Origin of the sequence: Burkholderia sp. HMSC10F09 (assembly GCF_001806955.1) — a bacterium.
Lineage (GTDB): Bacteria > Pseudomonadota > Gammaproteobacteria > Burkholderiales > Burkholderiaceae > Burkholderia > Burkholderia multivorans.
The window spans coordinates 5,195-19,073 of record NZ_KV786896.1; the positions used below are offsets into that span (position 1 = coordinate 5,195).

11 protein-coding genes and 2 pseudogenes are annotated in these 13,879 nt (G+C 67.6%); 3 read left to right on the forward strand and 10 right to left on the reverse strand.

Features of this window, described 5'->3' with window-relative positions:
* The 7 genes and pseudogenes from HMPREF3115_RS25295 to HMPREF3115_RS25325 form a co-directional block, all read right to left on the reverse strand.
* Window positions 1–1,352 (reverse strand): annotated as a pseudogene (locus HMPREF3115_RS25295) (methyl-accepting chemotaxis protein); the annotation flags it as partial.
* Between the two features lie 180 nt (window positions 1,353–1,532).
* Window positions 1,533–1,790, reverse strand: coding sequence for a DUF3562 domain-containing protein (locus tag HMPREF3115_RS25300; RefSeq protein ID WP_006403563.1), 258 nt, complete (start codon window positions 1,788–1,790; stop codon window positions 1,533–1,535).
* Between the two features lie 623 nt (window positions 1,791–2,413).
* Entirely contained in the window at window positions 2,414–3,352 is a 939-nt protein-coding gene (locus HMPREF3115_RS25305) for a universal stress protein (RefSeq protein ID WP_006403564.1), read from the reverse strand.
* Between the two features lie 231 nt (window positions 3,353–3,583).
* Window positions 3,584–4,999, reverse strand: a complete 1,416-nt coding sequence (locus HMPREF3115_RS25310) for an amino acid permease (protein WP_070556583.1) — start codon at window positions 4,997–4,999, stop codon at window positions 3,584–3,586.
* A 449-nt stretch (window positions 5,000–5,448) separates the two neighbouring features.
* The gene (locus tag HMPREF3115_RS33105; RefSeq protein WP_070556586.1) at window positions 5,449–6,354 is read right to left on the reverse strand and encodes a hypothetical protein; all 906 of its coding nucleotides are present in this window, start codon (window positions 6,352–6,354) and stop codon (window positions 5,449–5,451) included.
* An 814-nt stretch (window positions 6,355–7,168) separates the two neighbouring features.
* Window positions 7,169–8,207, reverse strand: a pseudogene (locus HMPREF3115_RS25320) (VTT domain-containing protein).
* A gap of 160 nt (window positions 8,208–8,367) precedes the next feature.
* Complete coding sequence (locus HMPREF3115_RS25325; protein ID WP_069221086.1) at window positions 8,368–8,874, reverse strand: cupin domain-containing protein; 507 nt, start codon at window positions 8,872–8,874, stop codon at window positions 8,368–8,370.
* Here HMPREF3115_RS25325 and HMPREF3115_RS31325 point away from each other — a divergent pair.
* Window positions 8,873–9,055 (forward strand): hypothetical protein, encoded by a 183-nt coding sequence (locus HMPREF3115_RS31325; protein WP_125902449.1) that lies wholly within the window; start codon window positions 8,873–8,875, stop codon window positions 9,053–9,055. The two genes, HMPREF3115_RS25325 and HMPREF3115_RS31325, sit on opposite strands and share 2 nt — an antisense overlap.
* A gap of 66 nt (window positions 9,056–9,121) precedes the next feature.
* Here the strand turns inward: HMPREF3115_RS31325 and HMPREF3115_RS25330 are convergent, their stop codons facing one another.
* Window positions 9,122–9,601, reverse strand: a complete 480-nt coding sequence (locus tag HMPREF3115_RS25330; protein ID WP_070556593.1) for a universal stress protein — start codon at window positions 9,599–9,601, stop codon at window positions 9,122–9,124.
* A 205-nt stretch (window positions 9,602–9,806) separates the two neighbouring features.
* Between HMPREF3115_RS25330 and HMPREF3115_RS25335 the strand changes: the two genes are divergently transcribed.
* The gene (locus tag HMPREF3115_RS25335) at window positions 9,807–11,918 is read left to right on the forward strand and encodes a PAS domain-containing sensor histidine kinase (protein WP_175835594.1); all 2,112 of its coding nucleotides are present in this window, start codon (window positions 9,807–9,809) and stop codon (window positions 11,916–11,918) included.
* Window positions 11,915–12,562: a response regulator gene (locus tag HMPREF3115_RS25340; protein ID WP_070556589.1), complete on the forward strand. Its 648-nt coding sequence runs from the start codon at window positions 11,915–11,917 to the stop codon at window positions 12,560–12,562. The genes HMPREF3115_RS25335 and HMPREF3115_RS25340 overlap by 4 nt, the downstream gene beginning before the upstream one ends.
* A gap of 34 nt (window positions 12,563–12,596) precedes the next feature.
* On the opposite strand, the gene HMPREF3115_RS25345 is transcribed toward HMPREF3115_RS25340, so the two are convergent.
* The gene (locus HMPREF3115_RS25345; protein WP_070556591.1) at window positions 12,597–13,004 is read right to left on the reverse strand and encodes a lysozyme inhibitor LprI family protein; all 408 of its coding nucleotides are present in this window, start codon (window positions 13,002–13,004) and stop codon (window positions 12,597–12,599) included.
* Window positions 13,005–13,241: 237 nt separating this feature from the next.
* The gene (locus HMPREF3115_RS25350) at window positions 13,242–13,556 is read right to left on the reverse strand and encodes a DUF4148 domain-containing protein (RefSeq protein ID WP_006403573.1); all 315 of its coding nucleotides are present in this window, start codon (window positions 13,554–13,556) and stop codon (window positions 13,242–13,244) included.
* Window positions 13,557–13,879 lie beyond the last annotated feature (323 nt).

The following is a 13,879-nucleotide window of genomic DNA, read 5'->3' on the forward strand; positions in this document are numbered from 1 at the left end:
CCGTCGATCACGCCGATGATGTCGCCGATCCGGCCCGACGCTTCCTCGATCTTCGCCATCGTCGCGACGACGTCCGACACGACCGCGCCGCCGCGCGACGCGATGCGCGACGCGGCGGCCGCGCGCTCGTCCGCCTGACCGGCTGCGGCGGCCGACTGGCCGACCGTCGCGGTGATCTGCTCCATCGACGCGGCCGTTTCCTCGAGGCTCGCCGCCGCCGATTCGGTGCGCGACGACAGATCCTGATTGCCCGCCGCGATCTCGTTCGCCGCCGTGCGCACCGATTCGCTCGCGTCGCGAATCTGCCGGATCACGTCGCTCAGCTTGTCGACGAAGCGGTTGAACGAGCGCGCGATGTCGGCCACTTCGTCGCGGCCCTCGGCCGGCAGCCGCTGCGTCAGATCGCCACCGCCCGAGCCGATCTCGGCCATCGCGAGCCGCACCTGCGACAGGCGGCGAAACGCGGTCGTCGTGATTGCACCGACGATCAACGACGCGACCGCGACGATCACGATCATCGTGATCAGCGAAGCGGTCAGCAGCGAGCGCATGCCGCCCGTCGCATCGGCCTTGTCGAGCGCGACGAGCGCGTACCAGTCCGTGCCCGGCACCGGCTGCGCGCGTACGAGCTTCGCGTCGTCGCCGACGTGCACCTCGACCGGCGCGCTCGCACCCGCGAGCGACGCCGCGGGAATCGCACCGAGATCGGGCGACAGGTCGGCGACCGGCTTCAGCGTCAGCTTCGAGTCGGGATGCGCCACCACGTGGCCGCTGCTGTCGATCAACATCCCGAAGCTGGCAGGCGTCGGATGAATCGACTTCACGTTCGCGATCACGCTGTCCATGCCGACGTCGGCCGCGACGACGCCCTTCAGCGCGCCGTCGCGCAGAATCGGCACCGCGAACGTGACGACCAGGTTGCCGGTGCCGGCATCCACATACGGCGGCGTCACGACCGGCTTGCCGGCCTGCGCCGCCTGCCGGTACCACGGCCGGCCGGTCGGATCGTAGTCGGCGGGAATGCCGGTCGGATCGGAAAACCGGAACGATTTGTCGGCATAGCCCGCATAGACGTTCGTGAAGCCGCCCGCGGCCGCCATCTGCTTGAACACCGGCAGCGGATCGGCGGACAGCGCGGCGTCCTGCAGCGACTCGACCATCCGGCGCCGCGTCGCGACCCAGTCCGCGATCCCGACTACGTGGCCGCTGGCAACCGACGTCAGGTTGCGATCGATCGCATCGTCGTTGTACGCGCGCGCAATGAAATAGTTGATGAGGGTGGTAGCGACGAGCGCGAACACGACGATGGCGACGCACGCGGCGAGGATGCGGGTGCGGATGGACGAAAACATGGCGACGACTCGGTAAGGGTGCACAAACGCCCGGTGGAGGGATTCACCGGGTAAACGGCACGTGCGTCGCCGACTTGAGCGGTCCGTGACAAATCGATGAAACGTCTGACGAAACGCGCGCGCTCGGTGCTCGGTCCGTTCGGGCCGAGCCTCGGCGCGCGTCACGTCATGCCGGGACCGTCAGGGACCCGAACGTGCGTCGGCGCCGGGGGAATCGTCGCCGGCACCACGTGAACGGGGATCCGGCACGATATCGGCGTTCTCGCGCATCCGTTCGCGCAGATGGCGGATCGCGATCACGCGGATGTAGTCGTGCACGCGCGCGCCGGACGACAGCGCGCGTATCTCGGCGTCGAGCATCGCATGCAATTGCTCCGCGTCGATCGCACGTCGCGCGGCAGCTTCCTTCAGCGAATCGAGTAAATCGTCCTGTGACATCGACGGACTCCTGACGGTCGAAGTGACGGAAACGGAACGGCAAGGAAAGCGTAACGAGTCGGAAGCCGTGCGGCGTGCGGTGCGCCGCGGCTTGCTTGCGCGCGATCAATGAAAGGCGGCCGAGGCAGGCCGTTCGCGCAGGATCGATGAACATGTCGCGCCACCCCGGACGCGTCGCGGCGGATGGACATGCACCGCGTGCATGTCGGCGCGTCGCCGTAGCGTGCAACTTAGACTCGCCGAAATGCGACGTCAAGGGTCGCGATCGCCCGGACCGCGCACCCATACGATGCCGGCGATGCCGGAAAGCGCGCGGGATGCGCAGCATCCCGCCCTTCTTCCAGGGCCGCCTTGCGGCAGCCTACCCTCGTGCCAGAGAGTTCGCGATTCGTCGGTGGCGGGCGATGCGGCCGGTCGCAGAAAAAGACGGTCCGTGCGTGCAAGCGGCACAGCATGCGGCGGTGACGATTCGGCGGTGTGCCGCATGCCCGGCGCGCGCCGCGCTGCATCGTTGCCGCTGCGCATGCACGGTGCGGCGCGCTGCGTCGAATGGCCTGCCACTGTCGCATGCGCGCCGTGCGCCGTTTCTGACGCAGATCAAGCGCTGCGCGTTTCGTGCGCCTTCAGCGGCCTTGTCCGCGTACGAGCAGCACGGGCACCTCGGCCAGATGCGCGACACGCCGCGCGACGCTGCCGATCAGCCATGCCGCAATGCCGCGCCGGCCGTGCGTGCCGACCACGAGCAGTTCCGCATGCCAGTGCACCGCATCGCGCATCAGCGCGTGCGCGACGTCGTCGCTCGTCGGGCGCGTCTCGACGATGCCGCGCCGCGTCGGGTTGCCGGTCGCATGCAGCATCGGCGCGACACGCGCCAGCGCATCCTCGCCTTCGGCGCGATAGGCGTTCTCGAGCGCGCGCACCGGCACGATGTCGGTGAGCCGAACGGCGCGGTCCACGACGTAGGCCGCGTAGAGCAGCGTCTGCGGCGCCGCGAAGCCGAGCCCCACCTCGACCGCATGAAGCGACGGCTCGCTGCCGTCGACGGCAAACATCAGCCGCTGCAGCGGGCCGTCCGACTCGCGCGCATACGACGCAGGGACGAGCAGCAGCGCGCAATGCGCCCGCGTCGCGAGCGTGTCCGACATCGCACCTTCCACGAGCCGCAGCAGCCCGTGATGCGGATTCGCACCGACTACGAGCACGTCGGCGCCCCACTGCGAGGTGTCGTTCGCGAGCGCGTCGGCGACCGAGCCGCCGGTGATCGACGTATCGACGATCGCGGGTTCGAGCTCGACGTCGCTGTCCGCGAACAGTGCAAGGGTGCGTTCGATCGTCGCCTGCGCGTCGTGCGTCATTTCCTTGCGCGCCGACGTCAGCAACGCATCGATGCGCGGAATGTCGGGCAGCACGAGGCGCGGGTTGTCGATCGCGCAAACGATTCGCAGTTGCATGCCGGGACGCAGCAAGGTGCGGACATAGCGGGCGGCGGACAGCGATTCGGGTGTCGGGTCGATCGCGAGCGCGACGCGCGCGATCGACCGGGCGGACTGGGCAGGCTGCATGGCGAAGGCCTCCGTGCGTACGCGTCGTCGCCAACGACGACGGGAGCTTCGCGCAGCGCCGCGCGCGGCGGCCACGGACGACCGGCGCGGAACGAATCGGCGGATGGCCACGCGAAGCGCGGACCAGCGATCGGGACAGGATAAAGCGTATCGGCCCGTGCGTGCATGATCGAGATCAGCGCACGCGCGGGCCCGGATGGCGCACGCAGGACGCGCGCGGGCGTCGACCGCTCAGGACTTCGGCGTCGATACGGCCGGGCGCTTCGCGTAGCACACCGTGTACGCGATACCGAGCAGCACGATCCACAGCGGGCCGATCACGAGTGCGACGCGCGTATCGGGCGTGAACGCCATCAGCACGACGACGAACGCGAGAAACGCGAGCGCCGCGTATGAGCCGAGCGGATAGAACGGCACGCGAATCGGCAGGCGCGCGACGCGGTCGGCCGACAGCGTGCGGCGGAAGCGCATCTGCGCGATCAGGATCACGCACCACGTCCAGATCGCGCCGAACGTCGACACCGACGTGAGCCACACGAACACGTGCTGCGGCGCGAGGTAGTTCAGCAGCACACCGACCAGCAGCAGCGCGACCGAGACGATCACGCCATAGACGGGCACGCCGCTCGCATTGACGCGGCCGAGCACGCGCGGTGCCTGGCCTTGCTGCGCGAGGTTGTAGAGCATCCGCGCGGTGCTGAACAGGCCGCTGTTGCACGACGACAGGGCCGCCGTCAGCACGACGAAGTTGATGATGCCGGCCGCGGCCGGAATGCCGAGCCGCGAGAACGTCATCACGAACGGGCTGCCCTGCGTGCCGATCTGGTCCCACGGATAGATCGACATGATCACCGACAGCGCGCCGATGTAGAAAATCAGCACGCGCCAGAACACCGAGTTCACGGCCTTCGTCAGCGACTTCTCCGGGTTGCGTGCTTCGCCCGCGGTGAGGCCGAGCATTTCGACGCCGAGATACGCGAACATCACGATCGGCAGCGCATCGATCACGCCGCCGATGCCGTGCGGCATGAAGCCGCCATGCGTCCAGAGGTTCGAGATCCCGGTCGCGACGCCGCCGTTGCCGATGCCGAACACGATCATCAGCGCGCCGCCGACGATCATCAGCACGATCGTGACGATCTTGATCAGCGCGAACCAGAATTCGAATTCGCCGTACAGCTTGACCGCGATGAAGTTCACGGCACCCATCGCGCTGAGTGCGGCGAGCGCCCAGATCCAGTTCGGTACGGCGGGGAACCACATGTGCATGTAGACGCCGACTGCGGTGATTTCGGCCATGCAGGTCACGATCCAGACGAACCAGTAGGTCCAGCCGGTCAGATAGCCCGCGAGCGGGCCGAGATAGTCGCGCGCATAGCGGCTGAACGCGCCCGCGACGGGATTGGTAATCGCCATTTCGCCAAGCGCGCGCATGATCAGGAAGATCACGATGCCGCCGAGCAGATAGGTCAGCAGAATCGCGGGGCCGGCCGCGCGAATCGCGGTGGCCGAGCCGAGGAACAGGCCGACGCCGATCGTCGCGCCGAGCGCCATCAGGTTGATGTGCCGTTCTTCCAGCCCGCGGCGAAGCTGGTCTTCTTGCTGTTTCAAGTCCGTCTCCTCGCGGCCGCACGGCGGCCGCGTCATTGTGTCGAGGTCGATGCGCGAGCGTCGATGCCGTTATCGGTGCCGAAAACGAAAAACCGGCGCGACCGCTTTCCGACTGGAAAGCGATACGGATAGTGCGTCCATCCTTCGGGAATCGCCGCGAATTACCGGCGATTTCCGGAACAATCCGGAATGAGCGGTCGGGCCTTTCACGGAAACCGCGCGCGGCCCGCGCGGCGCGGCTGAGCGCGGCGGCGAGCGGCGACGGAATCCACCGCTTTCGGCGCGAACAATCGCGCGTGATGGGTGCGCGATGGGCGGCACCCAATAGGAAGGCGCGATTATAAGAAAGATCGGCGGTTTTACGCCAGCCGATTTTCTCGCCGTGAGGGTGCGGGAAATGGAGATGAAATTCGATTGGGTGGCGGGTGCATTAACGCAACGCGACTTCCGAGCGCGTCGGAAGTCGCCCTCGCATCAATCGCCCGTCACTTGCACGACAGCACGACCACGCCGCCGATTCCGCCCTGGCCGGCAGCAGGCGTCGTCGAATATCCGACCGCCACGAGCGGCTGCGCCGGATCGTGGCCGACGACGACCGACTGGATCGTCAACGTTCCGGCCGTCGCCACGCCGTTCAAGGGCGACTGCGGGCTCGTCATCGTGTAGCTGGAATTTCCCGCATTGATCGACAGCGTCAGATTGTTGAGCGTCCGCGTGCCGAGGTCGAGCGTCGCCGAAGTCGATCCGAGGATGCCGGCGTCGCCGCTGTAGCGGCTGGCGACGTTGTCCGCGATCAGCTGCGTGCACGCGAGCGTGCCGCTCGTCGCCGTCAGCGGGAGCGGCGTACCGACCGCATAGTGCACACCCTGCGTGTCGGTATAGGTGTTGCCGTCGGTGTCCATCGCCCGGTTCCAGCGACCGATCGCGACGTCGGTTCCGACACTCTGAATCTCCGTCACCGCGCCGTGGTCGAGCCCGAGGCAATCGCTTGCCTCGGCCGAGCTCGCGAGTGTCGTGAACGCGCCGCTGGCCTGCTGCACCTGGCTCGACGCGGGCGCGTTCGGCGCCGTCATGTTTCGATTCTTCGCATACTCGGGCGGCAAAGTCGGCACGACGAGCACGGCCAGTTGCCCGTTATTTGCGGCCACCTGAGAGGCCGAGCCCGAATAGGTAAAGTTGCCGTTCGGCCGGCACGCGGCCTGAGCGGCCGGCGGCGCGGTCGACGTTCCCGAAGACGGGGGCGCCGGCGACGGGTTCGTTGTCGTGCCGGCCGCGTCGCCGTTCGCTGTACTGCTTGCCGGGCTGGCGGTTCCATCGCCGTCGCCGCCGCATGCGGCCAATAGCATCGTGGTACTCATCAGGCCCACCAACCAGATACGCCGTCCTTGCATGGTTCACCTCGCTTTTTTTGTTGAAATAAAACGGGCAGTGGTCGAAGCCGCTGCATCGATGTGCCGGTCGCGCGTAGCGCGTCCGATATGAAAATCGTTGAAAACGCCACCAGATGGAATGCGGTACGAAACAGTCGATCTGCTGCATAACGGTCAGTTGGTCTTCGGCGTTTTCTCGTGTTCTCCAACGTGCGGTTCACGCGATCGTCGCGACCGGGCGACAAGTCGGCAACGCAACCGTTTATTCAGCGTTATTAGAGCGTCGTCCCTCGTCTACGCTCGACTTCTTCCGATCGGCGATTTTCCGGATCGCGCCGGCCTGAACGACTTCTCGGTCCTGACTCGCGCTACCGGCGGGGCGATCGCCCGGCAGAGCAGACGTTTCGAGCGAAACGAACGTGGGCATATTGCGATTGACGCGTCGAGAGGAAGCGAGTCCCCGCGCTTCGCTTTCGCTGCGCGATGCTATCAGAAACGACTCACACGCGGTCGCCGGAAACGATCGGGTTATCGGGCAGATGTATTGATTTTCGCTGCAACGAAAGCGCAGCAATGCGAGGACCAAGGCATTAATGCCCTTGCAATTGTCTCGAATTGTCAATTCAAGAAAAAAACGGAAGCCCGTCGATAGTGGTTCAGACTTGATCGATAGAATCGGCGCGCATTCCAATCGAAGCGCGACCGAAACAACCGGGAGAAATGCGTCCTCGCAAGAAAGCAAGGACGGAACAGGTACGGTGATGCGGGCAGCAGTCTTACGGCCCCCAGCAGCCCCAAGCCACGCCCAAAACAACGCCAACCCGCAACCGCATCGTCATTTGCTCAACGTCGCGCGCACCGTATATTCGCCGCCCAGCGCCGCATGCTCCGGCCGCACGAAATAACGCGACGTATCGAGATCGGCCGGAATCGGCTCGACCGGATAGCCGTGCTTCTCCCACGCATCGAGGCCGCCCTTCAGCGCGCGGATGTTGTGGATCATCTTCTTGCGCTGCAGCTGCGCGACGATGCGCTTGGCCGTCGCCTCGTTCGGGCACACGCAATAGACGACGATCGGCCGCTTCAGCACTTCCGGGTCGAGCAGATCGGGCGACTCGAGATCCAGCGGCACCGCGCCGGCGATCCGGTACGGTTCGCGCTCGCGGTTCGCGCTCGCGGATCGCACGCGGCCGCGCGTCGAAAATCAGCGGCGGCTCGCTCGACGTCATCATCTCGACGAGCTGCGGCGGCGAGATGCGCACCTGCGCGAGCCAGCGGCGGAACTGCAGCCGCCGCACCCAGCGGTACAGCACGAACGTGATGAAGATCGCAAGAAACGCGTCGAGGATCGTGCCGCCGCTCGCGCGCACCCACAGCACGAACTGGACGATCTGGTCGTGAACCGCGGCGCCGCCGATCAACCAGAACGCCGCCCACAGCGACGCGCCCGCCAGATCCCAGAACAGAAACACGCCGACGCCGATGGCGGTCGTGCCGAGCAGCGGCGCCGACACGAGCCCGAGCCCCGGCAGAAATTTGGACAGCACGAGCAGCGGCGCGCCATACCTTTCGAATACGTTACGCGCGAAGCGCAACGTCGTATCGAGCGACAACGAAAAGCGCACGAGCGCATTCAGCAGCCGGCGTCCGCGCGTGCGGCCCATGAAGAACCACAGCGAATCGGCCAGCATCGTCGCGCCGATGGCCGCGACGAACATGCTGGCCCACGAGGCCTGTCCCATCGCCGCCATCGTGCCGCCGAGAATCAGCATCGGCACGGCGGGCACCGGCACGCCGAGCTGCGTGATCAGCACGCTCGCGAACACGGCCCACGGGCCGAGCGACGATGGAATTGCGATCGGGAAATGCCACACGACGGCGCTCCTGGATGACATGCGGACCGGGCGACGACGGCGGCCGTCGATACGGCTGTGCAATGCCGGCACCCACCTCGGCGCACCGGCACTACATGACGCGCATTCTAAACGGGTTTCGCCGGCGCCGCGCGCATGCCGGCCGGCGCCCTGCCCCGCTTCAACCGGGCGCGCGCGGCGCCAGTCGGGCGACGTGCTCCGCATATTCGGGAAACGCCTCGGCCAGCGCGTCGGCGTCGGCGAGCTCGAATTCCGCGAATTCGAAGCCCGGCGCCACCGTGCAGCCGACGAACGCGACCTGCTCGGGCGACGCGCAGCGCGCGCCGAACCAGCGTCCGGCCGGCACGACGGCCTGGAACACGGTGCCCGGATGCACGAGCGGATTGCCGAGCCGATGAATCGTCAGCCCGTCGCGTTCGTCGAGCACCCATACCTCGAGCGGATCGCCGGCATAGAAGTGCCAGACCTCGTCGGAGCGGATCCGGTGCCACGACGAATAGGCGCCATCGCACAACAGGTAGTAGATCGCGGTGGAGGCGGCGCGACGCGCGTCGTCGGACGGACGCACGACCGTGTCGGCGGCGCGGTAGGTTTCGCGGAAATAGCCGCCTTCGGGATGCGGCTGCAGGTCGAACTGGCGGATCAGGTCCGCGGCGGAAATCGGCATGGCGACGAAGAACGGTAAGTGGGGCGAATCCGCATCCGGCGAGCGGACGGTCGCGAGACCGGCCGCACGCCGACGAATGCGGCACGGCATCGGGCGCCGCGGCCATGCGCGCGAGGCCCGCATCGCGGACGCAGACAACGCGACGACGATCGACGGCTTGGGCCGATCCTGCCAGAAGTGATAGCCGCGATGCAACCGCCGGCGCCGCTGCGTGGCACGTGCCGCGGCCGAGCGCGATTACGCGCGATTACGTGCGAGTCGGCGCCGGCGCCGGCACCGGCTCGTCGTGCCGGACCAGCAGCACGGGGCGATCGGCCGCGCGCAGCAGCGATTCGGCCACGCTGCCGAGCAGCAGCCGACGCAGCCCGTGCCGGCCGCTCGTGCCCATCACGATCAGATCGGCATCGGCTTCGGCCGCGGTGCGCATCAGCACCGCCGCGACCTCCTCGCCGTATGCGTCGAGCGCGCGCACGGTGCCCGGCACCTGCCGCTGCGCGAGCACTGCTTTTGCTTCGTCGAGCACGGCTGTCGCGACATCGGCGGCCGCTGCGTCGTCGTCCGGCGTCTCGGGGAAACCGGCGCCGACGTCGACGAGCCGCGGCCGATGCTCGACTACGTACGCACACGTGATCGTGCCGCCGGAGGCGGCCGCGATCCGGATCGCCTCGTTCAGTGCGAGACGCGCACTCGGGCTGCCGTCGAGCCCGACGAAAATCCGCTTGTACATGTCCGTCCCTCCGATCGCGCCGACGCGCATCCTGCACGCGAGCACCGGCCGGCCCGCGCCCGATTTAACCGACCCTATTACAAAAAACGCCCAAAGCGAGCACAATTTCGCGTTGAAAACACATCGACTGTGCCGGGCGCGGCTCTCGCCCGGGCAGCGCGCGTCGCCCGAGTGCCCGGGTGGCGGACAACAGAATGGCCAGCCAATGACAGCCAGAGGAACCCCAACCCGTGGCGCCCGAGAGCCCGCGCGCTTCCGGACCATGTTACGCCAGCCGCTTGCGGCCGGCACCGCGGCGCTCGTGATCGGCGCGGCGCTGTCGCTCGGCGTCGCGCTGCTGGTGCGCGACGAGTGGCAGGACGCCGTCCATGCGCGCTTCGAGCGCCGTACCGCGCGCGTGACCGCGATGCTGCGCCACGAACTGCTGGCCGGCGTCGGGATACTCGACAGCGCGCGCGGCGCGCTTGCGCTCGTCCCGCAGATGACGCCCGAACAATGGACGCGGTACGCCCAATCGCTCGATCTCGACGCCAGCCGCTCGCCGGTTCGGCAGCTCGGCTACGCGCCGCTGTCGGATGCGACGCGCGCCGCACTCGCCGGACACGCGCCGATGCCGGCCGGCCCGCTCGCGACCGCAACGCTGAGCGCACCGCCGTCCGTCGCGCCGGTCGTGCGCTTCGGCGCACCGGATGCACAGGCGCTCGCGCGCACGCTGCGTACCGGCGAAGTTGCGCTCGGCGTGCATCCGGCCGACGACGATCTGTCCTACGACGCACGCACGCTGACGCTGTTCGTGCCGGTTGCCGCTACGCGGCGCGCTGCCGGCGCACCGTCCGTCGCGAGCGACCTCGAGCCGGACGGCATCCTGTTCGCCGCGTTGAGCCCGCAGCGGCTGATCGACCGCGCGCTCGACGCGGAACGCGGGATCGACCTGAAGATCGGCGCGGGCAGCGATCCGCGCCCGATCGTCAGCGCCGAGACGACGACCGACGAGGCCGCGACGTCGCCATACCTGATGCGGCGCACCGAGGTCCTCAATTTCGGCGGCACCGCGCTCACGCTCGCGTATTCGGCCGACGGGCGGCCGAGCGCAACGGGCGCGCAGCGCGCGGCCGCCACCGTGCTCGCGGCCGGGCTGCTCGCGTCGATCGCGTTCGCGGTGCTCGTCCACGCGCTCATGCGTAGCCGCGCGGCCGCCGCGGGCGACGCGGGCGCCGGCAGCCGTCATCTGAACGAAGCGCGCATGATGGGCATCATCCGCTCGTCGATGGAGGCGATCATCACGATCGACGAGAAGCAGACGGTCGTGATCTTCAATCCGATGGCCGAGCAGGTGTTCGGCGTATCGGCGATGGAAGCGATCGGCGCGCCGCTGTCGCGCTTCATCCCCGAACGGTTTCGCGCGGCGCATGCGAAGCACGTCGACCAGTTCGGCGTGACGGGCGTGTCGGAGCGGCAAATGGGACGCCAGCGCGTGCTGTTCGGCCTGCGCGCGAACGGCGAGGAGTTTCCGATCGAAGCGTCGATCTCGCAGATCCGCGACGGCTCCGGCAAGCTGTACACGGTGATGCTGCGCGACATCACCGAGCGGCTGCGCGCCGAGAACGCGGTGAGGCAGTCGCGCGAAGAACTGCGCGAGCTCTCCGCGAATCTGCAGAACGTGCGCGAAGAGGAAAAGACGCGCATCGCGCGCGAACTGCACGACGATCTCGGTCAGCAGCTCACCGCGCTGAAGATGGATCTGTCGGTTGTCGAGCAGCGGCTGCGCACGCCGGGCGACGCGGCGCCCGACCCGACCGTGCTCGCGCATCTGCAGGGCATGCGCAAGCTGATCGACGCGACGGTCGCGTCGGTGCGGCGCATCGCGGCCGATCTGCGGCCCGTGATGCTCGACGATCTCGGCCTCGTGCCGGCGATCGAATGGCTCGCCAACGATTTCACGAACCGCTACGGCATCGACGTCGAACGCCATGTCGAAACGGGCGGCATCGCCTTCACGAACGCGGGCGCGACCACGCTGTTCCGCATCGTCCAGGAAGCGCTGACGAATGTCGCGCGCCATGCGGATGCGACGCGCGTCGCGCTGCGGCTCGACGTCGAAGACGGTTTCTGCGTGCTGCGCGTCGCCGACAACGGCCACGGCGCACCGCCCGGCGGCCCCGCACACGAGGACAAATCGTTCGGGCTGATCGGCATTCGCGAGCGCGCGCACATGCTCGGCGGCACCGTAACGATCGATACCGCGCCGGCGCGCGGCTTCTCGATCACCGTCGCCCTGCCGCTCGGCAACGTTGAACAGGACAACCCCATCTCATGATCAAGGTGCTCATCGCCGACGACCATACGCTCGTGCGCGACGGTCTGCGGCACATCCTTCAGAACGCGACCGGTTTCGAAGTGGCCGGCGAAGCGAGCGACGGCCCGTCGACGATCGCGCTCGTCCGCGCGACGCCTGCGCAGGTGCTCGTGCTCGACCTGTCGATGCCGGGCCGCAACGGCGTCGAATTGATCAAGCAGATCAAGGACGAGAAACCCGCGCTGCGCGTGCTCGTGCTGACGATGCACGCCGAACAGCAGTACGCGGTGCGCGCGTTCCGCGCGGGCGCGTCGGGCTATCTGACGAAGGAAAGTGCCAGTGCGGAGCTGGTCGGCGCGGTCACGAAGGTCGCGTCCGGCGGTGTGTACGTCAGTCTCGCGATGGCCGAGCAGTTCGCGCAAAGCCTCAACGAGCCGGCCGACACGCTGCCGCATCAGCGGCTGTCCGACCGCGAGTTCGACGTGTTCCGGCGCATCGCGGCCGGCCAGACGCTGACCGAAATCGCGCAGGCGCTATGCGTGAGCGCGAAGACGGTCAGCACCTACAAGACGCGGATTCTGGAAAAGATGCAGATGCCGCACGAAGCGGCGCTCGTGCGCTACGCGCTGCGGCACAAGCTCGTCGACGAGGCCGACGACATATGACGCATGACGCGCCACCGCGCGAGCGCGCGTATCGCTACTTCGCGGGCACCGGGCACGCGAGATCGCCCTCCTCGGACGATAGATACGCCTTGAGCGTTTCGGTGCGCTCCTTGGTCAGATCGTCGAGGCAGGTCGCGACCACCATCGCATAGGCGCTGCCGCCGTCGGCGTTCGCGCTCGAGAACTGGCATTCGGCATCGCGATATGCGATCCAGGCGCGCTGCGCGGCGACCAGCTTGTCGGCAACCGGCCGTGCGTCGCGCAATCGCGCGGTGACGGTCTGGTACGTACGGTTCAGCACCGCGTCGGACTGCCTGTACGCATGCTCGGCGCACGCGGTCAGCGTCGCCTGGTCGGACGCATTCGCGCAATTCGCCTGCGCATGGGCGACGCTCGCCGCCAGCATCAGCGGGCACAGCAGCACGGCGGTCGGGACACGCATGGGATCGCTCCTTGTTGTTGGTTGACGTCGTGGAGTCCGGTACGGACGGAGGCCGCGTGCCGCGCGTCGGCGACACCGTCCGGGATGCTAGCGCACGCGCGTGCGAATGTCAGCGTCGTCGTGCAACGGCCCGTCGGCGCGCGCGGTGGACGCAAAAAAGCCCGCACTCGAATCCGGATCGAGTGCGGGCTTTGTTCGGCCGGTAGCTTCGGCGGCCGAGCGGCCGCCGTACGACGCTCAGTGACCGAAGTAGACGGACGAGCGGTCGGCCGCGGCCGGCACGGCAACGCGCTGGCCCGCTTGCGATGCCGCTGCGGCGTTCGCGCCGTAGCCCGTCGCATCGCCGTTCGCGGCAGCGATCTTCGCCTGCGCGGCCTGAATGTTTTCCGGATAGTTCAACCAGTCGTTCGGGTTGTAGCCGGCCTTTTCGAGCTGCACGAGCTCCGCGCGCACTTGCGCACGCGTCAGCGGCTGCTGGTTCGACTGTGCAAACGAAACGACCGGTGCGGCAACCAATGCGGCCAGTGCAACTGCCTTGATCAGCGATTTCATGATGCGTTACCTCCAGATTGTTTTGTCGGGCGCTTCGGACACGAACGTCGTTGCGCATGTGTGGAATTCTAGGAGTGCACGCAATCAGGGTAAATACTTAAATCGCGAATTCACTGTTGACGAGATACATACAATCGCCGATCGCGCAGTCGAATCTTCTGACAATTATCGTTGTGGACGATATGAATCTGCGAAGCGACGACCGGCTCGACGCGCCGGCCGCCCGGGTGTCGCGACCGCCCTTACTGTGCGCCGTCGCCGGCGTCCGGCGCACCGGGCGTCGACGGCTGCAGCGGCGCCGCAGGCGCGACCGGCGACGCCGC

Excerpts from the sequence above, each read along its gene's own strand:
- HMPREF3115_RS25340 (WP_070556589.1), top strand. The coding sequence starts at position 11,915 with ATGATCAAGGTGCTCATCGCCGACGACCATACGCTCGTGCGCGACGGT.
- HMPREF3115_RS25325 (WP_069221086.1), bottom strand. The coding sequence starts at position 8,874 with ATGCCGATTTCCGCCGCGGACCTGATCCGCCAGTTCGACCTGCAGCCG.
- HMPREF3115_RS25305 (WP_006403564.1), bottom strand. The coding sequence starts at position 3,352 with ATGCAGCCTGCCCAGTCCGCCCGGTCGATCGCGCGCGTCGCGCTCGCG.
- HMPREF3115_RS25300 (WP_006403563.1), bottom strand. The coding sequence starts at position 1,790 with ATGTCACAGGACGATTTACTCGATTCGCTGAAGGAAGCTGCCGCGCGA.
- HMPREF3115_RS25350 (WP_006403573.1), bottom strand. The coding sequence starts at position 13,556 with ATGAAATCGCTGATCAAGGCAGTTGCACTGGCCGCATTGGTTGCCGCA.
- HMPREF3115_RS25330 (WP_070556593.1), bottom strand. The coding sequence starts at position 9,601 with ATGTACAAGCGGATTTTCGTCGGGCTCGACGGCAGCCCGAGTGCGCGT.
- HMPREF3115_RS33105 (WP_070556586.1), bottom strand. The coding sequence starts at position 6,354 with ATGCAAGGACGGCGTATCTGGTTGGTGGGCCTGATGAGTACCACGATG.
- HMPREF3115_RS25335 (WP_175835594.1), top strand. The coding sequence starts at position 9,807 with ATGACAGCCAGAGGAACCCCAACCCGTGGCGCCCGAGAGCCCGCGCGC.
- HMPREF3115_RS31325 (WP_125902449.1), top strand. The coding sequence starts at position 8,873 with ATGGCGACGAAGAACGGTAAGTGGGGCGAATCCGCATCCGGCGAGCGG.
- HMPREF3115_RS25310 (WP_070556583.1), bottom strand. The coding sequence starts at position 4,999 with ATGACGCGGCCGCCGTGCGGCCGCGAGGAGACGGACTTGAAACAGCAA.
- HMPREF3115_RS25345 (WP_070556591.1), bottom strand. The coding sequence starts at position 13,004 with ATGCGTGTCCCGACCGCCGTGCTGCTGTGCCCGCTGATGCTGGCGGCG.